Source organism: Vaginella massiliensis (assembly GCF_900089075.1).
GTDB lineage: Bacteria > Bacteroidota > Bacteroidia > Flavobacteriales > Weeksellaceae > Weeksella > Weeksella massiliensis_A.
Window position 1 is genome coordinate 987009 of the sequence record NZ_LT593746.1, and the last position, 22572, is coordinate 1009580.

Sequence of the window (22572 nt, forward strand, 5' to 3'; positions counted from 1 at the left end):
CGAAAAAATTGACAAAATTTGTTTAGTTTTGTATCACATCAAATTCACACAAAATGGCCGATTATAAATTGATTTTACCTTCGATGGGCGAAGGAGTAATGGAAGCAACGGTAACCAACTGGTTGAAAAATATAGGAGATGCAATCGACGAAGATGAATCGGTTGTAGAAATTGCCACAGACAAAGTAGACTCAGATGTTCCGTCTCCAGTTTCAGGAACGTTGAAAGAAATCTTGGTCGATGTAGATGGAATAGCAAAAGTAGGCGAGCCTATTGCCATATTGGAAATCGAGGGCGAAGCAAATCAGACCGAGGATATTTCTACAGATGCAATCATGGCAACACCAGAGGTAGAAGCTGTTGCAGCTAAAATCGAAAGCGAAATCAACTCCATCACTCCATCAGAAACCTTGAGTTCTGAAGATCGATTTTATTCACCATTGGTACGCTCGATTGCCAAAGAAGAAGGCATTTCTCAAGCAGAATTAGATCAAATTCCGGGTTCTGGATTGGAAGGAAGATTGACAAAAGACGATCTTAAAAATTATTTGCAAAACAGATCGAAATCGGAGACTGTACAAACTCCTACACCACAAATCCCTACACCAGCACCAACGCCTGCGACAAGCGCAACACCAATTGCGGTTTCTGGTGACGACGAAATCATCGAGATGGATAGAATGCGCAAAATTATTGCTCAAAACATGGTGGCGGCCAAACAAATCGCTCCGCACGTAACCTCGTTTGTAGAGGCCGATCTTACCAATATTGTTTTGTGGCGAGAGAAAAATAAAAAGGCTTTCGAAGCGAAATATGGCGAGAAGATTACCTATATGCCTATTTTTATCCAAGCCATTACCAAAGCAATTCAAGATTTTCCGTTGATCAACGTTTCGGTAGATGGTGATAGAATTATCAGAAAGAAAAATATCAATATCGGAATGGCAGCAGCATTGCCGTCTGGTAATCTAATTGTACCGGTGATAAAAAATGCAGATCAATACAGTTTGGCAGGTTTGGCAAAACAAGTAAACGATTTAGCAAAACGAGCACGCGAAAACAAATTGATGCCGGCAGAAATACAAGGAGGCACGTATACCATTACCAATATCGGAAGTTTTGGAAATGTATTGGGGACGCCAATTATCCCACAACCTCAAGTGGCAATTATGGCAGTTGGCGCTATTGTGAAAAAACCGGCGGTAATCGAAACTCCACAAGGCGACATGATCGGAATTCGCCACAAGATGTACCTATCCCACGCCTACGATCACCGTGTTGTAGACGGTGCACTTGGCGGAATGTTCGTGAAACGAGTAGCAGAATATTTAGAAAATTTCTCGTTGGATACAGATTTTTAAAACGAAAACATAGAAAACCTTTGAGAAGCTCAAAGGTTTTTTTATTTTTATCTAAAATTAGTTTATGCCAGATTTCATCATTCCGATTCTGATTTTCATTGGGTTTTTGGTATTGCCAGTAGGAATTTTGTTTGCGATTGCTTACCAAGATGCCAAAAAGAAAGATTTTTTACAATTGCAATTACTTCGAGAACTTCCAGAACACATCGAGCTGAAAGCAATTGTAAAGTTCAATATCGGTCGTCCGCAAGGTCGATTTCTGAAAGAAAAAAAGTTTCAAGGGTCTGGCGTGTTGTATGCTTACAACAATCAGATTTTTTTCAAAGATAATTTCCATCAAGAAGATACGGTTTTCGAATTGGATAAAGTGGAAATCAAATGGCACGATGAAACGCACGATCAATCCATTCAGAATTCATTGAGTTTGAGCGATGGAAAAGAAAAAATCTTTTTTTATGTGGATAGTGCCAAATTTATTTTCAGCAATGTCAATCAACTCACCGATACTTATCAGCTTTATTTAGACCTCAAAAATTATCAATCGGCAAAGAGTTGAGTCGGAAGATGAAAGGTGAGTCCGAATCGCAATCCATCCATCGGTTTGAAATTGTCGAAATCTCGGTATTGGAAAGCGTAACCAGCGTTGAATTCGATTATACTTAATATTGCAATTCCAATTTCGGGCGAAATTGTCCAAGGCGAAACATTGGCGCCTAGGGTATAAAATGCAGACCGAAAATTTCTACTATACGGATCGGCAGCTTTGTGGTAGAAATTGAACATATAACCTAAAGAAACCTCAGGAATCAGTACAAACTTATCGCGCATATAGCCCAGGTTGGCAATAGCCGAAAGATCGATGATGTTGTCGTTTTGCTGTACCAAATAGAGATCCATACCCAGTTTGCCGAAATTACCATTCCAATTGGTGTAACCAGCATTGATTAGGAAATAAGAGGTTAATTTATCTTGCGCTTTTGCTGCAAAAGAGCAGAGGAGTAATAGCAGAATGATTCGATGTTTCATGGCTACAAATTTAGGATTTTATGCCGATTAAAAGTGCAAATCGAGCGAAAGAAAAAGAGGCGGTCTCCAACGCCAATTTGTCGTACTTTGATTGCCTTGGTGTCGAAGTTTTGACACTCCGACGAACTTTGGCAGATTGGCTCGACAAGAATTAGCACTTGTGAGACGGCCTCTCCTTTGGATTATTGAGGTTTATTAATCCATATTAAATCCGCGGGTATAAATTTGTCCGTAATAGTCGATGAAGTTGATCGATACACGACCTTTGTGATTTTTCAGAATTTTGTTGATATCTTCAGCGTTTTTTACTTCTTTGTCGTTGACTTTTAAGATGATGAAATCTTCTCGAATACCTGCTGTGGCAAGCTTCCCTTGTTTCAGGTTTTTTACAATCACACCATAATTCAACCCGAAATTATCTTTTTGTCTTTCTGTAAGCGGTTCGAAATCAGCTCCTAATATTTCTGTTGGAGTGAGGTCTGCTTTGCTTCGCAATTCGGTATTACCTTTTGCATCTCGTAAGGTTACCGATAGGCTGCGAGTTTTACCGTTGCGATTCAATGTCACATTTACTTTATCGCCAGGGCGTTTGCTACCAATGATGAAGGTAAGATTCGTCATCGAACCAATTGGTTTACCGTCTACTTCGGTAATCACGTCACCCACTTCTATACCAGAACCTTTGGCTACAACATCGGTTACATAGACTCCGTTTCCAGATTTTACCGATTTGTTGTAACGTGAGTTGTATTCTTTTACTGCATCGTTATTCGACAAGTCGAACCCTTGAATACCCAAATAACCACGCTGAACCAATCCGTATTTTTTGATGTCTTCTACTACCTTCTTCACCAAATTAGACGGAACTGCAAATCCGTAACCCGCATAGGTGCCTGTAGGCGAAGAAATAGCGGTGTTGATGCCTATCAAATCTCCATTTACATTTACCAAAGCGCCTCCAGAGTTACCCGGATTGATAGCAGCATCGGTTTGGATAAAAGATTCTACTGGCGAATCTGAGTTTTGTCTGAGGATGTTGATGCTTCTACCTTTCGCAGAAATAATACCTGCGGTAACCGTCGAATTCAATCCGAAGGGATTTCCTACTGCCAATACCCAATCACCAACATTGATGTTGTCTGAATCGATAAATTTTACATACGGCAAACCTTTTTCTTCGATTTTCAGCAAAGCGATATCGGTGCTTGGATCGGTGCCGATCAAATCAGCCGTATAAGTTTTTTGATTGTTGAGTTTTACCTCGATTTTGTTGGCACCTTTTATCACGTGATTGTTGGTCACAATGTAGCCGTCTGCCGATATAATTACACCAGAACCAGAGCCTGCTGGTTGATTTTCTTGCTGGCGTTGTTGACGCTCATTCGGAAAACCAAAAAAGAAATCAAAAAACGGATCGTTTGATCGTTGTCTGGTCTGATTTTGATAATTGTTGATCGCCACTACTGTATTCACCGATCTGTTCGCAGCTTCTACAAAGTCTGGAGCATTGTAGCTATAATTACCGCTGTAATCGACAAATTTGAATCCGTTTGCATCCTTATTCGATGCGTTGGTTACAATAGTAGAGCCGTCATCTTTTAGATTATTTATGGTGTAAAATCCTCCTAGTGTAGTCACCGAACTCACTAATCCTACAAGTAAATAATTCGTGTATTTTTTCATCGTTTGTTATATATTTCGTTTAAGAATAATCAAATTTATAACCAAAGAATTTAACATTTAAATGGTTTAACCACTTTTTAACACTCCTTAGCTATAATTTACCAAATGCATCTTAGTAGAATTTACACTAAATTTGTACCAAAATACATTTTCTTGAAGATACGATTTTTCAAATATCAGGGAGCGGGAAACGATTTTGTGATGCTAGACGAACGAAATATTCGTTATGATCTTGATCAAGCTCAGATTGCAAAAATTTGTAATCGACATTTTGGAGTCGGAGCAGATGGATTGATTTTGTTGCGACAAGACGAGCAGGCAGACTTCAGAATGGTGTATTATAATGCAGACGGAAGAGAAAGCACCATGTGCGGTAACGGAGGTCGCTGTATTGCCCAATTTGCTTACGATTTGCAGGTCGTAAAATCGAGCGATATGACGTTTTTTGCGATAGACGGTTTGCATCATGCCAAAATACTAGACCATGCAGTTGCGTTGCAGATGGTTGACGTTGGTGAAGTTCAAAAATATCCAACCCATTATTTTCTGAATACAGGTTCGCCACACCATGTCGCATTTGTAGAGGCTTTGGATGAGCTCGATGTGAAGACCAAAGGCAAACAAATACGGTATGGTGCTCCATATTTCGAAAACGGTTCGAATGTAAATTTTGTAGAAATTCAGGATAATATACTGGTGATTCGAACTTACGAACGTGGCGTAGAAGACGAAACTTTGGCTTGTGGCACAGGAGTTACTGCAGCTGCAATTGTCGCTTATGAGCAGCAACTGATTACAGATTTACCGATCAAAGTGAAGGCTTTGGGTGGTAATCTTGAAGTAAATTTCGAGAAAGTGAATCAAACCTATCGAAAGGTTTGGCTCACGGGACCGGCGAAATTTGTATTTGAAGGAATTATTGATTTAAACAATGAAAATTAAAATGAAAAACCATAAGCTATTTCCTTTTTTGGCGATGGTGACCTTGCTGAGTTCTTGTAACTTTATCGATGGGATGAAGCGCAATACCATCAAAGAAGGTTTTGTCTATATCCCACGCGGAGCCAATTTCGAACAGGTGATGGATTCGTTGACTCCTTTTTTGAAGGATGTCGCCATGTTTCGTAGAGTTGCAGAGGCAGAGGATTATCCTTCGACCATCAAATCAGGAAAATATAAAATCAATGCAAATGATCAGAACAAAGCTTTGATTTCTCGTTTGCAGTCGGGCGAACAAGTCGAGACAAAATTGCAAATAAGAAATCATCCTACGCTGTTTCATATGGCGGGCGCAGTTTCGAAACAGATCGATGCCGATTCGATCTCCATTGTACAAGCGGTGATGAGTTGGGCTCACGCAAAAGATTCTACGTTGACCGAAGAAACCGTGAAACAATTTTTTATACCCGAAACTTATTTTGTGTATTGGAATCTCACGCCAAAGGCTTTTGTAGAACGGATGGAGAAAGAGTACAATAAAATCTGGACAAGCGAAAGGTTAAACAAAGCCAAAACCTTAGATTTTACGCCATTAGAAGTGGTTACCTTGGCTTCGATTGTGCAATTAGAATCATCTGACAACTACGAAGAACAGCAAAAAGTAGCCAAAGCTTATATGAATCGCCTAGACAAGGGGATGCGATTGGAGGCAGATCCTACGGCGATATATGCGTATAAATTGCAAAATGGATTCGACCACAAAATTCAGCGGGTATATTACAAGTGGTTGAATTCTGCTAGCGAATACAACACCTATCGAGTGACAGGATTGCCGCCAGCGCCGATATGTTTGCCCAATATGAGAGCTGTAGATGCTGTGCTGAATCCGGCTGATCATCAATTTGTATTCTTTTGTGCCGATCCAGACAGACCAGGTTTTCACAATTTTACCAATAGCTATCAAGAACATTTGCAAAACGCAGCCAAATACAGGGCTTGGGTGAAAGCAAATAATATACAATAATGAAAAAGCCGTTCTGTGAAAACGGCTTTCTTTTTTATTAATAAAATATTAATTTTTCAATCGTACGATACGAGCGGCATCGTTCACATACGCCTTATTATTTCCCATGCGTTTGTAACTGAAACGACTCGATAATTGCGTGTTTTCTGCCGAAAGATTATTGGTAAAATCGCCTTTGTGGTTCATTCGGCTGATGATGTCATACGTAACATCGTAACCCAATTGTTCTACAGAGCCAGGCTCTTCGCAAAAGGCATCTTTGAAAGATTTCAAAATATCTTGTTCATTTTTACCGTAGATATTCATCAGTCGAGTTGTGCTGTAGGCAAAGCCTATTTCTTTCAGCTTGTCTATATTCGATTTGTTGCGAGCGCTGAAGATGTCGTAGACCGCCGGAGCTTTTATCCCAAACGCCTTTAAATTGTCGTAATCGAAGGTTTTGATTTTGTTGAAATAATCCATCCCCAATTTATCATTATCCGAAACCAAAACGGTTACAATTGGCGTTACATAGCGCTCTGTACCCACGGTTTCTGTTGGTTGAATGATTTGGTTGGCTTCGGTTACAATGGTTACCTTGGCTTTGAGTTTACTCTCTAATTGCGTTTTGGTATAATTGGCTAAATCTGAGTGTTTATCATCGGTCAGCAAATAGACTTGTTCTTTGTTGTAGTTCTTCTTCAACTCGTCGATGATCTGATCTGCCAATACCTCTTCTGGCGGATTGGCTATGACGACATTCGAAAAGTTGAACAGGTTGCTTGCGTTGGCAAACGGAGAAACAATCGGGATGTTGGAGTTCTCTAACATGATTGCAATTTGCTCAACACTCGATGCAAAAAATGGTCCGATGATAGCATCGGCCTTGTTCAGGTTGTATTCTTCTGTTACGGTAAGAATTTTATTCACATCTCGCTCAGAGTCGATTACTTTTACGTTGACATTTTTGCCTTCTTGAGATAAACGATCCAAAGCAACTTTGGCTCCCGTAAAGAATTGCATCGCCGTATTGGTCTTCATGTTGGTAGATTTGCCCAAGTCGAAAGGGAAAAACAATACCACGTTTATTTGATCGTCATTTACTCTTTTTATCGATTTTGGAGCAGTATAGGTTGTAATTTTTGCTCCCTCTTGTAGCGGAATTCTGATGATGCTTCCTTCCTTCAAACCGGTTGATGCTAAAGACGGATTGGCATTCAAAATTTCTGCCATCGTCACTTGGTATCGAGTGGTAAGCCCATATACCGTTTCGCCGCCTTTTACTGTATGTTCGATAAAATTGTCTTTGATGACTACATTGGCTGTAGATTTTTTTGGAATGTTGAGGTACATTCCTTCTTTCAGTCCGGCTGTCTGTAATTCTGGATTGGAAGCATAAAAATCTTCTACTTTGAAATCGTATTTCTGAGCAATGCCGTAAAGGGTTTCTCCTTTTTGGACCAAATGCATGCCTGCTGGTACGCTAATGGTTTCGTTTTCTTCTTGCTTCGTTTTCGGAAGTCGAATGATATCACCTGCTTTCAGTCCTTTTTTTATTTGTGGATTGAGCGTGGTTAGGGTCGCTTCGCTAATGTTATATTTGCGTGTCAGCGAATACACCGTTTCTTTTGGTTCGATGTAAACATAGGTATAATTGGCATCATCTTGCGGTAACTTTGGTGTTTCCAAACCGCTTATTTCCTTCACTGGTGTTGGAGTTGTTTTGCCTTTGCTAGGAATGCTGAGTACATCTCCAGGCTGAATTCCTCTTGCGATAATGTTGGGATTTGCTTTGGTTAATTCTTCTTGACTCACCCCGTATTTTTTCGAAATTCCATAGACCGTTTCTTTCGGCTGTACGGTGTGTGTTTGCTGGGCAAATAGGGTAAAGCCAGTCAGTAGAAATGTAAATCCTAAAATCTTTTTCATAGTTTAAAGTAAACTTTATTTGTGAACAAAATTAATCAAATTACTTGATATTAAAGGGTTTTTATCTGAATACCAAAAGAAAAAGGTGCTATGCTTTGGTAAACATCCTCTATCCAAGCACTGCCATAATTGAGCCAAAATGTAGAAAAATTATCGTGTCGCTCTTGAAGTTGCTGTTGAGGAAACAATTCATTTTTCAAAACTATCACTTGTTGTGCTTTTTCTTGCATTATTTTGGTCTCGGCTTTCAGCAATCGTTTTTGCAGTTTTTCCATTCCTTTCAATTGCTTTGCGCGTTGGGCTTGCACCATATTGGCAAAGGTTTTATCGGTTTTCGATGCAATGTTTTCCATCTCATCAAACCATTCAATCAATTGCTGATGATACGGCTCGAGCTCTTTCAGAAGTTCAGACTCTTTTTTTACCATGGTTCTAATGATTTCATCTGTAGGTCTGAAAAGTTCTGCATCGTCAAGTCGAAGTTTTTCTTGTTTTTGTTGTTGTTTAATCGTTTTGTACAACAGCGAATTTCGTAAAAACAACAAAGGGAAATCGATCGAAAAGGCTTCGAAATTCGATTTCAGTTGTAACCAATAGGCGATTTCACCTCCGCCACCAATATAAGCAACATTGGGCAAAATTGTTTCTTGGTACACTGGACGCAACACCACATTGGGCGAAAAGCGTTCGGGATGCGCATACAATTCTTTGACGATTTCTTCTTGATCGAAAGCCCAATTGGTGTTCAAAATATGATAGCGATTATTCTCGAAAACAATTCTTTCTCTGTGGTTTTCGGTGAGATAAAATAAATTGATTTCTCGCGGATGCACCTGAACATTGTAGCCCAAATCTTCTAATTTCGAATTCGTTTCTTCAATTGCATCGAAACTTATTCGCTGGGTCAGTTCTTTCTCGAATACAGGAATCATCAAGCGTTTCAGTGCTAAATCATCTCCATCCAACGTGAGAAGTCCGAATTCGCCAAACAATTGCTGAACCAACATACGTGTAGCTTCTGCGAGATTATTTGCCTTTGCATAACTGTTTTCAATCAGCTTTGCGAGCTCGTTTTTACGTTCGCTTTTCGGTAATAAATGTAGAAATGATTCAAAAACCTCTTCCAATCCGTCCAAATTTAATTTTCCGACAGCACCACCATGCGTACAATTCCAAACCAATTTGCGATTGTCGTAATAAAAATGATTGATTTCATCGAAATCGTGATCCTCCGTTGCCATCCAATAGATGGGAACAAAAAAATAATCAGTTTGCCGATTGTTCAATTCATCACACATTTTGATGGTTTGCAAAATTTTGTAAAAAAAGAAAACCGGTCCCGTAAACAAGTTGAGTTGGTGCCCTGTGGTGATGGTTACCGTGGTTCGTTCTTCGAGCTTTTCGAGGTTTCGTGTTTGTTTCGGAAAAGGTGTTGATGTACCCAATTGGGCTTGAAGTACCGATCGTAATATAGAACGATGCGTAAATTGCGCCGACCGTGTTTTTGCAAAATTCAACAGATTCTGCTCGTTAGGATATTCGGCGTAGAAAGGTTTGAGTTCTTTTTTACCCGCCAAATAATCTTTTATGAATGTCGAAAATATCGGACTTTCCTCTATAGAAATATGATTGTTTATCATTATTTGTTCACTGATTTTAATACTTCTAACGGCCTATCGGTTGCAAAAATATCGATTCCTTTCTGAGCATGCTGCACGTACAAATGATCGCCACGAGCCTCTGCTTGCTTGTCCAAGTTACCCAATGTTCCCAAGATCACCATGATATTGTGTTGGTGTATAGCCTCATACAATTTAGGGTCTGATAATCGGGTTCCTGTAAATGCAACCATGCGATTTTTAGGAATTTCTGATTGGATGTGTTCCTTCATTTCGCGTTCGTTTCGCATCGAGACCGATAACATCATTTCGGGTGCCAATCGATGCAATTTTTTTGCCTGACCAATGGTGTAAGAAACCAAAACACACTGATTTTCCATTTGGTGTTGTCTGATCAGATCAATCAGTTCTTTATAATCGACATTGTTTTTGATGTCGACCATGAAGTACAAATTTTTTCCTTTTGCCCATGCAAGGGTTTCGGCTAGGGTAGGAACTTTGAATTTGGTTTCATTCCCAAAATCATCAACCAAAAAATAGGTTTTCAGCTTCTGCAAATCAATCTGATTCACGTCTTGCCTACCCGTTGTAGTGCGTTGCAAAGAATTATCGTGCATCAACACCATTTTTCGATCTCGGGTAAGGGCGACATCAATCTCGAATATGCTAATGCCTTTGGCATAGAGGTACTCCATGGTTTCGATTGCATTTTCTGGATAATGTTGCAAACCGCTTCCGCCACGATGTGCACTCACAAGGGTTTGATTTTTCTTTGCATAAGAAAAGTAACGTTCAGAATTTGGTACGATATTTTCTGTAAGAAGTAAAGTTGAGGGTGCATCTTTACATTGCCAAAAAATCATCAAGACAAGTAAAGAAATAATTTTGAAATAGGCTTTCATACAATTTTATTGAAGTACAAAATTAATTGATTAATTACAAAAAAAACTAAAAATGGGATTAAGATCAAGATGGAGAGAATTGCTCAGCGATGCAGCGGGAGATTCGAACAATATATCGCAGCGTTTGGAAGGCTTACGCCTCGAATTATCGAAATTGGCAATCGACCTTGCTATCGAAGGAATCAACCTTTCGCAAAAAGCACTGAATCGTCTAGACAAAACAACCATCGAGGTGATCGATGAAACGAAAGAGCGAGTAGAAAAGGTAAAAGACGAAATAAAGGAAGAGACCAAAACCATTTGCGAAGTTTCGAAAGAGCAGTATCAGAAAACCAAAGATTACATTCACGATAAGCTGAAAGAAGAAGCAAACGCCGATACGTCGAAAGACGAAAAACCATTGGCAAATGCAATTGGCGAGATTGTCGAAAATGTAAAAAATCATTCAAAAAAGGGTGATCAAAACTCGAAAAATCAAAACTAAAATATATCAAATCAGGACTAATAAGATAAAAAGTGTTTAATTTGCAGGCGAATTGAACTAATTTTTTTGAACGAATACAATTTCGTTAAAGATTATAATGGACAATAGTTTAGAAAATTTGAAGCATAACAAAACGAGTAAAAGAGACATCGCCATTTGGGTTTTGTCTATTTTGCTTTTAATGAGTATCGGGTATATCATTTACCAAAACATCAATTATAAGAACCATAGCACTGCCCTGACGATAGATGCCAATGATATTGAACGCAGTCGCGAGATTCTGAAACAAGAATTGAGAGTATTACGGTCTGATTATGAGGATGTAAAAAAAGTGGCGAAAAAACAAGACTCCACCATCAACGAGCGAGATTTGGTGATTTTCGAAAAACAAAAACAAATTCAGAGCATTCTCAACCACAAAGAAATTTCGGAGGGCGAGCTCAATCGTGCTCGAGTGCTCATCATTTCGTTGCAAGATGATATCAATGATTATAAAAAGCAAATTGCCAAGCTCATCTACGAAAACAAAGCGTTGAATGCCTCTAATTTGGCACTGAATCTTCAGAAAGATTCGATCATCGTGGAGAAACAAACGGTCGAAAAAAATCTAAAAAACAGCCAAGAAAACTTCGATAAACATCAAGAAAGCGTAAATTCGACCTTGTCTTTGTCTAATTATAGCATCAAAGGTTTGTCGGTAAAAAATAGCGGGAAGGAAGTTGAAACAACGCGTGCAAAAAGAATCGACAAAGTCCGTGTAACCTTTGATTTGGACAACAACAATGTTGCTTCGGGCAAAAAGACTCTTTATATCGCCATCCACAAACCAGACGGTTCTTTAGGGATTTTCAAAGACGCAGAGTTTGGCGATTTGAAACTGCGCAACGGCAACGAGGTGAAATATTCTGACGTGATGTTGGTAAATTATGTAAGCGGAGAAGCACAAACCGTAAGTTTCGATTGGGTCGATTATGATTTTCCGAAAGGAAAATACGAAATTGACGTTTACGAAAACGGATTCAAAATTGGACAATCGAGCATCGAATTGAAATAGATTTTGATTAAAGACGAATGTTATAAACGATAAAGGAGAAGAAAAGATTCTCCACAAAAAAAGAGGCTGTTTCAAACTACAGCCTCTTTTTTATGAAGTTCAGAATTCAGATTAGCCTGCAGATGCCGCCATCATCTCTTCTCCACCCATCATTTCGTCTCCGTCTTGACGCTGTCTTTGGTCATGATCTCGAGTGCTTTTGATTCGGTAAGTAAAAGACAGGTTGAAAGATCGCACAGACCAACGCATGCTGTTGAAATTGCTGCTTGTCAAATTCCCAGCGTCGTCTCGGTAATAGGTCGTCACTTCGCGTTTTCTAGAGTCGAACACATCTCGAATGTTGAACGAAATAGTTCCGTTACCATTCAGTATATCTTTCGACAAAGAAAAATCCATCGAGAGATTATCTTCAATTTTTTGTTGTTTTGTTTCCATTGGACCTCTGTACGATACAGCCAATTGCGTTTTGAAATCTTTTGGCAATGTGAAATTAGAAGATAAACGCCCTCTCATGCTGAATCCGTCCCCAGAAAAATCTTGAGAATCGGTGATGCTCTCTAAGTTGTTAAGGGCAGGATGATAGGTGTTGGGGTTTACATAATCGTTGTTGACCTCTGTCCAAGTTCCCGATCTTTTGTACCCAAAAAGATTCACATTCATCATCAAATTCCACCATCTGAATGGTCGATACGTCGCAGTAAGATCTAGACCGTACTTGTCTTCTTCGCCAGCATTTACAGGTCTTGTAATGTAGATGCTTTGGAAATCTGTTTCTGGATTTGGCGATTGCGTTGTCGGCATATTTTTGTCTCCGCTGAAAACATTTCCTCTACGTTGAAACTGATTGATCATATCGGTTGTTTTTTGGTAAAAAATACTCGGCGTGATCATCAATCGACCAATATTGGTGATGTAAGATAGTTCTAATGAATTGGTGTAGGTAGGATTCAGATCTGGATTTCCGTAGCGGATGTTTCGGTCATCGGTACTGTTGAAAAACGGCATCAACATAAAGCCCATCGGACGGCGAATTCTTCGCGAATAGCTCAATTGTATTTGATTCTTATCGGTAAACGAATAATTCAACGTAGCAGAAGGGAAGAAGTCGGTGTACGATTTTTTGATTTTATTATTTAGCGTAAAATTTTCGATATTAATGTCGGAATGCTCTACCCGAGCACCTAAGAAATATTGGAAATTTCCGATGGCGTTACCGTATTGGGTATAAGCCGCAAAAATATTTTGCTGATTATCGACATTGGCAAAATAACGCTCATTTGGTGTAAGTGAACCATCAGTATTGATGATGTGGTTTTTACTATCCGTTTTGGTGTCGGCAAAATCTGAACGAAGTCCAGCTTCAAACTTACCTTTTTCGCCAATAGGTCTTACATAGTCGGCAGTGAAAACCGCTGTTGTTTGTTTTTCTAAGCTCAATTCTTGTTCGTTCAGTCCGTTCAAACGATCGGTAAAGATAAATCCGTCTTCGTCTTCTTTTTGATAAGAAAAACGACCAGTAAAACTAAATTCGTGACCTTTCTTGTCGAATTCGTGTTTATAATTCAGGTCCAAATCGAAGTTATTTTCCAATTCCTTTTCCGACTGATGACGACCTTCGCGCGATAGAAAATTCATTTGCTGATCGAAATTTTCGTAAATGATCGAGCTGTAATTATTTCCGTTGTTGTAACGATATCCGGCAGATAAGCCAATGGTATTAAAATCGTCGATATAATATTCTGTTCCTAATCTGATGTTGTAATTTCTACGGATTCGCTCGCTATTTCTGTTGGTTGCTCGGTTGTTTCCGCCTGGCACATAAGAGGTTTCGAATGCCGAGTTTTCTCCTTCGCGATTTGTATATCGCCAACCCAAATTCGTAAACCAATTGAATTTTCTAGTTTTATAATTCAGGTTTGCATTGATACCCAACATTTCGGGTATGCCGCCATTGGCGGTAATAGAACCGTTGAAACCTGTATTGGCTCCTTTTTTCAAAACAATATTGATGATTCCTGCCGATCCAGATGCTTCGTAGCGAGAAGACGGATTGGTGATGACCTCGATTCGCTCTACGTTCTCTGCCGGAATGTTTTTTAGTGCTTCGGCTGGGTCAGAGATTCCGAGCATTCCAGAAGGTTTCCCATCGACCAAGAATTTCACGTTTTCGTTTCCGCGCAAAGAAACATTTCCTTCTGCATCCACTTCTACAGATGGTACATTAGACAAAGCGTCTGATAGCGATAAACCTTGCGACATGGGATCGTTTGCCATGTCGTAAACTTTTTTGTCGAGCTCTACTTTGTAGATGGGTTTTTCTGCAACAATTGTAGCTCCTAGTAAGGCAATTACGGCTTCTTTTTCGAGTGCGATTTTTCCGAGATTGGTATTCGTCTCTTGTATATTAAAGGTCTTCTCGGCAGAGGTATAGCCCAATGCTTCGAAAATGAAAACCAAATTGCCATTAGGCGTTTCGATCGAAAAATTTCCATTTTCATCTGTGATAGCTTCGCCTATGAAGCCGTCGGTGTCGTTTTCTACCATTACTGAAGCATATTGTATGGCTTGCTCACTTTCCGAGTCGGTAACTTGTCCGGTTACTTTTATGTCATTCTGAGCCAGTACATTAATTGTGAAAAGACTCAAAATCATTAAACCTAAATTTTTCAAACTCATTTCTGTTATATTTATCTTGAATCTTTTAGACAATGAAAAGCAATAAAGGTTTAACCACATTAAAAATAATTTTTTATAAATTAAACCTTTCGAGTGGCAAAATGTCTAATGTATACGAACACATAAAATAAGTGAATATGAAAACGATAGGAAAAGTAATTTTGGTGTTGGGGTTTGCGATCGGAAGTGTTTCTTTGAAGGCGCAGCACAACGACCACGGAAAGAACGTTCTAGAGCGAATGAAAAAAGAGCTGAGATTGACAGATGATCAAGTTGCGAAAATACAAGCGGTGCATGATTCTTATGCGAATGATAAGATGGAGTTGAGAAAAAGAATGGACGATATTCGTGCAAAAGAGAAAGCTGAGATAAAGAAAATTCTTACCGACGAACAGTTGAAAAAACTGAAAGCTTTGAAAGAAAAAAACAGAGCGGTAAAACCAAGATGATAGATTATAGATAATATAAATAGTGTAAAAGCCCTTTCGAACTCGAAAGGGCTTTTAAGTTTTTTAGCTTATTCAATTTCCTTTAAAACCGCTAAAGCTTTCTCATAATCGGGTTCTTGCTCTATTTTTGGTACCACCTCTTGATGAAAAATTTCGTGTCGACGGTTGAGCACAATCACCACGCGGGCAAACAAACCTTCTAACGGTTCGGTGGTTATGCCCACACCATAGTTCAGCTCGAAATCGTTATCATTCGCAGCAGAAAGCGTATAGACATTATCGATGCCTTCTGCGGCACAGAAATTTGCAATTTCTTCTTGCGAGTCTTTCGAAATGTTGATGACAACAGTATCGGTTAGTTTCGTTGCTTCTTCGTTGAATTTTCGTACAGATGCCGCACAAACAGGCGTGTTGATTTTCGGAAATATGTTCAGCACTACTTTTTTACCTTTGAAATCAGACAGCGAAATCATTTTTCCGTTGCTATCTGGCAAGCTAAAGTCATGAGCAAAGGCTCCTACTCGTGTAAAAATACCTTTGGTTCTTACCTCTTCTCCTTTGAAGGTGATTTGCACATCGATTGGTTGTTCCATTTCTTCCATGTTCGTTTTGTTTTTTTACGTTTTATATAAAAGTACTAAATCTTGAAAGAAGTAGGCGCATTGCCGTCGATAAATTTTTAATTAAATTTAGATAAGGGATAAAAAACTAAAATCCTCGCATAAAAATACACAAATTCCTATCTTCGCAAGAAATATGCAACTACACACATGGAACAATTATCGAATCGTTTGAAAAACTTGAAGCCTTCGGCAACCATTGCAATGACGCAAAAAGCTCGTGAATTGAAGTCTCAAGGTTTAGACATCATCAGCCTAAGTATTGGCGAACCAGATTTCAATACACCAGATTTTATAAAAGAAGCAGCCAAAAAGGCAATCGACGAAAATTGGTCGGCATACACGCCAATTGCAGGTTATCAAGAGTTGCGAGAAGCCATTGCAACAAAATTCAGACGCGATAATCATATCGATTACAAACCCTCGCAAATTGTGGTTTCTACAGGGGCAAAGCAGTCGATCTATAATGTGTTGCAATCGATTGTATCGAAAGGCGATGAGGTATTGGTGCCTACGCCTTATTGGGTGAGTTATTCTGATATTATCGAGTTGTCTGAGGGCGTTCCGGTTTTCATCAATACCACAATCGAGAACGATTTCAAGGTTACGGCAAGTCAAATCGAGGCAGCAATTACACCAAAAACCAAGGCGATAATTTTCAGTTCGCCCTGCAATCCTTCGGGGAGCGTGTATACTGCCGAGGAGCTGAAAGCAATTGCGCAGGTGTTGGCAAAACACAAAAATATTGTCATCATTTCAGACGAAATTTATGAACATATTGTCTACGGAGATAAGATTGCCAGCATGGCATCTTTTCCAGAAGTTTACGACCAAACGGTAACCGTAAACGGATTGGCCAAAGGATTTGCGATGACGGGTTGGCGAATCGGATTTATTGGAGCGCCAGAATGGATTGCCAAAGCATGCGAGACTTTACAAGGGCAGGTTACCTCTGGGGCCAACTCAATCGCACAGCGAGCTGCCATTACAGCCTTGTTGGCAGACCCCAAAGAAATTCGTTATATGGTGGATGCTTTTGCAGAGCGTCGGGCAAAGATGATTCAATGGGCAAATGAAATAGCCGGTTTCAAGGTGAATGAGCCCCAAGGAGCATTTTATTTGTTTCCTGATGTTTCGGCGCTTTTTGGTAAAACCTTTCAAGGGATTACGTTGCACAATGCCGATGATGTTGCCATGTATTTGCTCGAGAAAGCATTGGTTGCGGTGGTTTCTGGGACGTCTTTTGGTTCGCCCAATTGCATACGCATTTCGTATGCGGCAGCTCTTGATGAATTAGAAGAAGCGATGAAACGAATAAAAAAGGCGTTGGAATAAAAATGAGCTTCATAAGGCTCGAGTTACAGTATTGATATGCCCTGGCAAGAAGTATTACTTTTGCTTTGGGCATTTTTTATTGTAATAATTGTCCAGTTATCAATTGGTTAGATTTACGTTACGAAATTGGACGATTTTTTTTAATTTTTTTCTTGTATTAGTTCAAAATAAGTTTTTATATTTGCACTCCAAACGGCGAGGTAGCTCAGATGGTTAGAGCGCAGGATTCATAACCCTGAGGTCGGCAGTTCGATTCTGCTCTTCGCTACAAAATAATTGATAATCGATAGATTATTGATTTAATGGACTAAAAAAGGGACTAAATCATTATGTTAGTCCCTTTTTTTTATGTAATAAACCTCAAATTAATTAAATTCTTTATAACCGAAATATTGAAAAATTTTAGCTTCAATTACTCTTTAGATCATTGTAATTTACAACCTTCTCAAATCGTTTCTTACAATGGCAACCCACTTACCTAGAGAAACAACTGTGTCTTCATCTGAAAGTTGAATTTTTGGGAAATCCTTATTGTCTGAAATTAAAGAATTGGATTTCAAGTCTAATCTTCTGGTGGTGAATTTTGAATTATTTACAGAAAACACCCCTAATTCATCGTGGTCAATATTAAGATCTGATCGAATGATTAATAAATCTCCTGTAACGATTGTTGGATAATTTGAATTTCCTTTCGCTTTTGCAATGTAAGTACATTCGGGTTTGCTTAGAAATCGTTCGTCTAAACTTAATTTTTCACCCACAAAATCCGAAGCAGGAGAGGGAAAACCATTCTCTACACTTTCGTGAATTTCGACATAAAATATTTCGCCATCATTTTTGATGTCTAATAATTCCAAATCTTCAAATTTTAGTTTGGTATCTAACTTAGTTATCTTCATCATTCTATTTCTAAAAGTTCGTTCCAATTCGTTGTATATCGAGGAGATAAGTGTTCTTGCTTCATTTTTTCTCGTCTGCCAAAATCTTGACTTCCCAATTTTACAACGGGATTAGGCAAAGATCGGTTCAATTTATCCATTGTTTTCATCAAGGCTTTATGTTTTTCATCTTCCTTATAAAATAAATTTAATTGCTTGAATGGTTCGGGTGATATTTTACCCAAAATTACACCTGCTTTTTAATATTCATAACCCTCTCTATAAATTAAATTTAAAGCATATGTTGCTGTTTTAGATAGTGTTATACTTGAATTTGTAGGTTCGGGTAAATCTATTGTGATTGAATTGTTATACTGCGGTTTATGTTGAGTGAAAAAATTAGTTCTAATGAAAACCGTTATTTGCTGACAATATGATTGTTGATTTCTTAACTTTTCGGCACATCGACTTGAAAACGTACTTATCCTTTCATTTAGTTCAGATTTTTTAATAAAACTTTTATCAAAACTTCGGGTTGTAGCAATGTTTTTTTTCTTTTGTACCGCTTCTAGTTCAAGACATTCAAGCCCTAAAAGTTCTTTTTTTATTCTTAATCCTACGATACTCATTTCGGTTTGAATAAAAGAATCGGGAAGTTGTTTGAAATCAAATGCAGTTTTCACACCTATGTTTTCTAATCGTGTACGATGTTGTCTTCCAATACCCCAAACATCACCGATTTTTAACCATTTGAGTGCTTTGATTCTTTTTTCATCTGAATCAATACTATATACACCATCTAATTCTTGGGAAAATTTTTTGGCAATACGATTGGCTACTTTTGCCAATGTTTTATTGGGTCCAAAACCTACCGATACAGGAATCAACGTTTTTTTTAGTACATCGGCTTTCATTTTTAGACCATATTCTTTCAAATTATAGTTTTCAAATCCATTGAATTTTAAAAATATTTCATCAATAGAATACACTTCAATTTCGGGTGTATAATTAGATAAAATCGTCATTACACGCCAACTCATATCACCATACAAAGCAAAATTGGTTGAAAAGATTTCCACCTTCGTTATTTTGAAAACTAAAAAAACCATTATCGTTAACAGAATATTTACTTTCATTGGCTTTAAAAAAGAAATCCCTTCCTTTTTTGGTTTCAAATTTTACTTTTCCTTTTTGTTCAAGATATAAGAAGTGATCTAAGACAGAAACACTGTTTGAAATTCGGTCGACTTCTTCTTTCGTGTATGAATGGTTCATGTTTTATTTTACTTTTTTTGCATAATCGTTGTAATTGAAAAATTCTTCGGCTTCATCATCCCAATTCTTTCTTGGAATTATCTGAAGAGTGACAAATACATCTGTGTTTTTATTATAGGTGTCAATTCTTTCTAATCGACCTTCATAATCTTTTTCAACATGTTTGTACAGCGAATAAGGCAAAATTGTATCGGTTTGATAGATGTAAAAACGTGAGTACAAATCGGGAGAATTTATCTCGAATCGTTTGTATTTTTTTTTGAAAAGAATAGTATCAGGTAAAGGTCTTCTATGGTCGTAATTCGGAATTTCTTCATTGGTATAAATAGCACCATTTTCTTTTTGAAAAACCGAATAAGCTTTGCTTTCTAATAAATCTGAGATTAAGGTTTGTTCAGCATTGGTACTTATTGGATAATAAGCGGTATCTAAAATAAAATTACTTTCAATATTGATTGATGGAAAATTAATGTCTGGAATCAATTCTAAAATGGAATCATTCGAATAATTGATTTTTGTAACATAATATGTTTGAATTTCATCCAAACCTTTTGAAGCGTTAAAATAGACGTTTGAAATCATGTCTATTCCGCCTTTGGATGATTTTATTTTGTTGTCACAAGAAATTAATGCAGAAAGAAAAACAGGTATTAAAATTAGCTTTTTCATATTTATTTGATTGATTAAAAAAAACGGCAACTTTCGAGTAGTGCCGTTTATAAAGTTTTAGATGCCTCTTGAAGCACTTTGTTGTCTGACATTGGCTTTATCCTGTCCGTTGTCTTGTTCTAATCCTTGAATGGGTTTATTTGTGTTGATACGATTCATATCTGCATCATATAAATTAAGCGTTTTGTATTGAGGGTTCAGAAATGCTTTACCTTCGATTACATTATCATCCAATTCAAACTTCACTTTGACAATATTTCCTTTTTCAAGCGATTTGATTGCATCATCTTTCCATTCGGGTTTATCAAAAATCAAATTTGAATTTTCTACAATTTTTTGAGTATCGACTCCGTAATTTTTATAAAATGTTTGATAGTTATAATTCCCAAATTCATTTTTTTCTTCTTTGAGATTCAACTTTACAAATGCATCTTCTTTCAGTTCTGTTTTAGGGTTGACAAATTCTATTTTAACTGACCTACCTTCTAGTAGATTAACTGCTTCTTTTGCCGTAAAAGTGTTTTCTTTGCTGACTTTGAAATTCTGCGTTACCTCTTCCCCTTTTTGATTGTGTAGTTTTGCTTCGTTAGAATTAAAAAAAAACTCCGCCCTGTTCTGATTTGCTAAATTTCAACGTAAAATCGACCATATTCCAAGGCAACGCTTTGTCTGATTTAGTTTGAATTTCAAACTTTTGATCTGTTGAGTTGATCCCAGCTTCTAAATCGTGATGAAGTTTTTCATCTTCTCCAAACCCTCAATATTTTAATTGGTCTTTTAAATATTTTAACTGGTCAAATTCTTGGTTGTTTACCATGTTGTTGGTGTTTTGATTTTCTTCCATATTGCTTAGTTTTAAAGTCTAAAACAAATTTGACAAATGGAATGCCTTAAAACAAGATAACAAGCTGTGGTAAAACTAATTACTATCAATCTGGACTAAAAACTACATGTGCAGTTTTTAACTTTTTTAATATTTTAATTTTATGCAATAGTCAAACAACGCTGTGATAAAATGTCGGAACAGAATTTTAGCACTGTGTTGTAGAAAAGTGCGGATATCAAAATGAAAAGCCACAATCCAGCTGCAAGAAACTAAATGAATTGTGGCGATTGTGAAATGAATTTTTGAAATTGGCAAAGGAAATTTGGAAACTAATGGATGTATTGTCTAAAACAATAAGCTACACAATATTAATTACATGTAAATAAATTTGACAATAGTTTTTTATTTAAGAAAAACTTAATAATTTTAACGCAAATTAACACTAAAATCTATTTTTGATGAAAAGAATATTTCTACTTCTTTTCTCTGTTGGTACGTTTTTGCAGGCACAAGAATATGCGTATGATGTTATTCTTTGGCAAAAAAATATTTGTCGAAATGATAATTACGGAGTTGATGTACTTGTAAATACTGTTGAGAATGCAATGACAGACCAGCTTAAAGAAGGCGATTATGATTTTTGGAAGTCTTTGACAGGAGGGTTGATAGAAGCTGGGGTTGGAAAAATAATTCCAATGAAATATGTGGATAAATTGGAAAATTAATTAATGAGGAAGATGAATGTCAGTGCCAATAAAATGAACAAGTACAAAAACGAATGGCGGATAAAAACAGAAGTAAAAAGACAAGGCAAAGAAATAAAAACAAATATCAGGAAGCTAAGAAAGAACATGACAGTTATAAAAATGCTTACCAAGGCGTGAAAACTGTAAACGATGCTTTTAAAGCTGGGGGAACAAGTGCTTTGACAGATTCATTATTTAAAAAAGACTCTGCACCGGCTGAAGACAAACCAAAAGGAACTATTACTACAGGTGAATTAGAAGTAATTGGGGTTGAGTAAATTTATAAGGTATGCGTGATTATTATTATAAAAACCAATGGTTTTATTTACTTGTAGCAATGGGCTTTTTCATATATGCTTTATTTTTTTTCATCCAAAATAATAACACTGAAAAGAATTTTATAATTGAGCATCATGTCATTACACAAAAGCGCTGTAGTGCAGCACCTCGCATAAACTCCTTTATACAAGTGGAAAAAAAAGGGAAAACATATACGGTTAATTTGCCAGAAAAAGAGTGTATCAATTATTCTATTGGAGATAAAATTAAAATTTATTATAACTATAAATACGATTATTTTCATCTACTCAATAGAAATCAAGCTGAAATATCTCGTGTTACAATATCAGGAATAGCTTTTATATTACTACTACTTCCTTGGAAGTATATTAAACGAAAAATATCAAAATAAGGTACAAGTTTACATCAGAAAAATGTCCGCCTCCTAGCGGGCATTTTTATATTTATAGTGTTGCTACATTTTTCTGAAAGAAGTCTTTAAATTTTTTCTTAGTCAGCATAGTTTCAATCATACCAAAAACAATCGTTTTGTCTTTTTCTTCAAGCTCAGAAATAAGTCAAACCTGTTCGTTTGCAGTTTTATCTTCAAGCGTTATTTCTGTAGGAACTTCATTACCCATGTGTACAATTTGGTCAATCGTAATTCCATAAAATTTAGCGAGTTTATCTAACAAATCAACAGCGAGGGATTTACCGATGGCACGAACGCCGGTGATGACTATACGTACGATGAAAACGATTTTCGAGAAAAAGTTTTAATAAAAGTTTTTAGAAGAAACCGAACGAAGTTCTTTAATA

24 protein-coding genes and 1 tRNA gene are annotated in these 22572 nt (G+C 37.4%); 13 read left to right on the plus strand and 12 right to left on the minus strand.

The features are described from left to right. Positions 1-53: 53 nt before the first annotated feature. Both BN8061_RS05960 and BN8061_RS05965 read left to right on the plus strand, forming a co-directional pair. The gene (locus tag BN8061_RS05960) at positions 54-1361 is read left to right on the plus strand and encodes a dihydrolipoamide acetyltransferase family protein (RefSeq protein WP_068597344.1); all 1308 of its coding nucleotides are present in this window, start codon (positions 54-56) and stop codon (positions 1359-1361) included. 64 nt (positions 1362-1425) lie between these two features. Then, positions 1426-1917 (plus strand): hypothetical protein, encoded by a 492-nt coding sequence (locus BN8061_RS05965; protein WP_068597346.1) that lies wholly within the window; start codon positions 1426-1428, stop codon positions 1915-1917. Here the strand turns inward: BN8061_RS05965 and BN8061_RS05970 are convergent. Continuing rightward, positions 1899-2387: a hypothetical protein gene (locus BN8061_RS05970; protein ID WP_068597348.1), complete on the minus strand. Its 489-nt coding sequence runs from the start codon at positions 2385-2387 to the stop codon at positions 1899-1901. The two genes, BN8061_RS05965 and BN8061_RS05970, sit on opposite strands and share 19 nt — an antisense overlap. A gap of 20 nt (positions 2388-2407) precedes the next feature. Here BN8061_RS05970 and BN8061_RS12285 point away from each other — a divergent pair, with 20 nt between their 5' ends. Then, positions 2408-2542 (plus strand): hypothetical protein, encoded by a 135-nt coding sequence (locus BN8061_RS12285; RefSeq protein ID WP_262509369.1) that lies wholly within the window; start codon positions 2408-2410, stop codon positions 2540-2542. A gap of 40 nt (positions 2543-2582) precedes the next feature. On the opposite strand, the gene BN8061_RS05975 is transcribed toward BN8061_RS12285, so the two are convergent. Continuing rightward, on the minus strand, positions 2583-4070 hold the full coding sequence (locus BN8061_RS05975; RefSeq protein WP_068597350.1) for a Do family serine endopeptidase: 1488 nt from the start codon (positions 4068-4070) through the stop codon (positions 2583-2585). A gap of 153 nt (positions 4071-4223) precedes the next feature. Between BN8061_RS05975 and dapF the strand changes: the two genes are divergently transcribed. Both dapF and mltG read left to right on the plus strand, forming a co-directional pair. Beyond that, entirely contained in the window at positions 4224-5012 is a 789-nt protein-coding gene (dapF, locus tag BN8061_RS05980) for a diaminopimelate epimerase (RefSeq protein WP_068597975.1), read from the plus strand. A gap of 1 nt (position 5013) precedes the next feature. Continuing rightward, the gene (mltG, locus tag BN8061_RS05985; RefSeq protein ID WP_068597977.1) at positions 5014-6033 is read left to right on the plus strand and encodes an endolytic transglycosylase MltG; all 1020 of its coding nucleotides are present in this window, start codon (positions 5014-5016) and stop codon (positions 6031-6033) included. A gap of 48 nt (positions 6034-6081) precedes the next feature. On the opposite strand, the gene BN8061_RS05990 is transcribed toward mltG, so the two are convergent. Genes BN8061_RS05990 through BN8061_RS06000 form a run of 3 tightly spaced genes read right to left on the minus strand, consistent with a single transcriptional unit; the run spans position 6082 to position 10462 of the window. Continuing rightward, positions 6082-7941 carry an amino acid ABC transporter substrate-binding protein gene (locus BN8061_RS05990; RefSeq protein WP_068597352.1) on the minus strand — a complete coding sequence of 620 codons (1860 nt, stop codon included), beginning with the start codon at positions 7939-7941 and terminating at the stop codon, positions 6082-6084. 50 nt (positions 7942-7991) lie between these two features. Continuing rightward, complete coding sequence (bshC, locus tag BN8061_RS05995) at positions 7992-9581, minus strand: bacillithiol biosynthesis cysteine-adding enzyme BshC (RefSeq protein WP_068597354.1); 1590 nt, start codon at positions 9579-9581, stop codon at positions 7992-7994. Beyond that, positions 9581-10462, minus strand: a complete 882-nt coding sequence (locus BN8061_RS06000) for a glycerophosphodiester phosphodiesterase family protein (protein ID WP_068597356.1) — start codon at positions 10460-10462, stop codon at positions 9581-9583. Before BN8061_RS06000 ends, bshC begins: the two co-directional genes overlap by 1 nt. Positions 10463-10514: 52 nt before the next feature. Between BN8061_RS06000 and BN8061_RS06005 the strand changes: the two genes are divergently transcribed. Continuing rightward, on the plus strand, positions 10515-10946 hold the full coding sequence (locus BN8061_RS06005) for a hypothetical protein (RefSeq protein ID WP_068597358.1): 432 nt from the start codon (positions 10515-10517) through the stop codon (positions 10944-10946). 97 nt (positions 10947-11043) lie between these two features. Next, the gene (locus BN8061_RS06010) at positions 11044-12000 is read left to right on the plus strand and encodes a coiled-coil domain-containing protein (protein WP_068597360.1); all 957 of its coding nucleotides are present in this window, start codon (positions 11044-11046) and stop codon (positions 11998-12000) included. A gap of 111 nt (positions 12001-12111) precedes the next feature. Here BN8061_RS06010 and BN8061_RS06015 read toward each other — a convergent pair whose 3' ends face one another. Continuing rightward, complete coding sequence (locus BN8061_RS06015) at positions 12112-14676, minus strand: TonB-dependent receptor (protein WP_068597362.1); 2565 nt, start codon at positions 14674-14676, stop codon at positions 12112-12114. Between the two features lie 137 nt (positions 14677-14813). On the opposite strand from BN8061_RS06015, the gene BN8061_RS06020 reads away from it, so the two are divergent. Beyond that, positions 14814-15125 carry a hypothetical protein gene (locus BN8061_RS06020; protein ID WP_068597364.1) on the plus strand — a complete coding sequence of 104 codons (312 nt, stop codon included), beginning with the start codon at positions 14814-14816 and terminating at the stop codon, positions 15123-15125. Positions 15126-15193: 68 nt separating this feature from the next. Here BN8061_RS06020 and tpx read toward each other — a convergent pair whose 3' ends face one another. Further along, positions 15194-15727, minus strand: coding sequence for a thiol peroxidase (gene tpx, locus BN8061_RS06025; RefSeq protein WP_235802693.1), 534 nt, complete (start codon positions 15725-15727; stop codon positions 15194-15196). A 168-nt stretch (positions 15728-15895) separates the two neighbouring features. On the opposite strand from tpx, the gene BN8061_RS06030 reads away from it, so the two are divergent. Together BN8061_RS06030 and BN8061_RS06035 are read left to right on the plus strand one after the other, a co-directional pair. After that, a complete protein-coding gene (locus BN8061_RS06030) occupies positions 15896-17080 on the plus strand; it encodes a pyridoxal phosphate-dependent aminotransferase (RefSeq protein WP_068597367.1) in 1185 nt (394 codons plus the stop codon). Positions 17081-17274: 194 nt separating this feature from the next. After that, positions 17275-17348: transfer RNA gene (locus BN8061_RS06035), tRNA-Met, on the plus strand. 166 nt (positions 17349-17514) lie between these two features. Here the strand turns inward: BN8061_RS06035 and BN8061_RS06040 are convergent. From BN8061_RS06040 to BN8061_RS06060, 5 genes are all read right to left on the minus strand, one after another. Further along, positions 17515-17982 carry a S24 family peptidase gene (locus tag BN8061_RS06040; RefSeq protein ID WP_094745872.1) on the minus strand — a complete coding sequence of 156 codons (468 nt, stop codon included), beginning with the start codon at positions 17980-17982 and terminating at the stop codon, positions 17515-17517. Continuing rightward, positions 17979-18128, minus strand: a complete 150-nt coding sequence (locus BN8061_RS11760) for a DUF4113 domain-containing protein (RefSeq protein WP_094745873.1) — start codon at positions 18126-18128, stop codon at positions 17979-17981. Before BN8061_RS11760 ends, BN8061_RS06040 begins: the two co-directional genes overlap by 4 nt. A 90-nt stretch (positions 18129-18218) precedes the next feature. Beyond that, positions 18219-19133, minus strand: a complete 915-nt coding sequence (locus BN8061_RS06045) for a Y-family DNA polymerase (RefSeq protein WP_154662268.1) — start codon at positions 19131-19133, stop codon at positions 18219-18221. Between the two features lie 103 nt (positions 19134-19236). After that, a complete protein-coding gene (locus BN8061_RS06055) occupies positions 19237-19902 on the minus strand; it encodes a hypothetical protein (protein WP_068597372.1) in 666 nt (221 codons plus the stop codon). Positions 19903-19959: 57 nt separating this feature from the next. After that, the gene (locus tag BN8061_RS06060; protein WP_068597374.1) at positions 19960-20319 is read right to left on the minus strand and encodes a hypothetical protein; all 360 of its coding nucleotides are present in this window, start codon (positions 20317-20319) and stop codon (positions 19960-19962) included. 867 nt (positions 20320-21186) lie between these two features. Between BN8061_RS06060 and BN8061_RS06065 the strand changes: the two genes are divergently transcribed. From BN8061_RS06065 to BN8061_RS06075, 3 genes are read left to right on the plus strand one after another with little or no spacing between them, the layout of a single operon-like run. Then, positions 21187-21453 carry a hypothetical protein gene (locus tag BN8061_RS06065; RefSeq protein WP_068597376.1) on the plus strand — a complete coding sequence of 89 codons (267 nt, stop codon included), beginning with the start codon at positions 21187-21189 and terminating at the stop codon, positions 21451-21453. Between the two features lie 53 nt (positions 21454-21506). Then, positions 21507-21752, plus strand: coding sequence for a hypothetical protein (locus BN8061_RS06070; protein WP_068597378.1), 246 nt, complete (start codon positions 21507-21509; stop codon positions 21750-21752). A gap of 11 nt (positions 21753-21763) precedes the next feature. Further along, positions 21764-22165, plus strand: coding sequence for a hypothetical protein (locus BN8061_RS06075; RefSeq protein ID WP_068597380.1), 402 nt, complete (start codon positions 21764-21766; stop codon positions 22163-22165). Positions 22166-22572 lie beyond the last annotated feature (407 nt).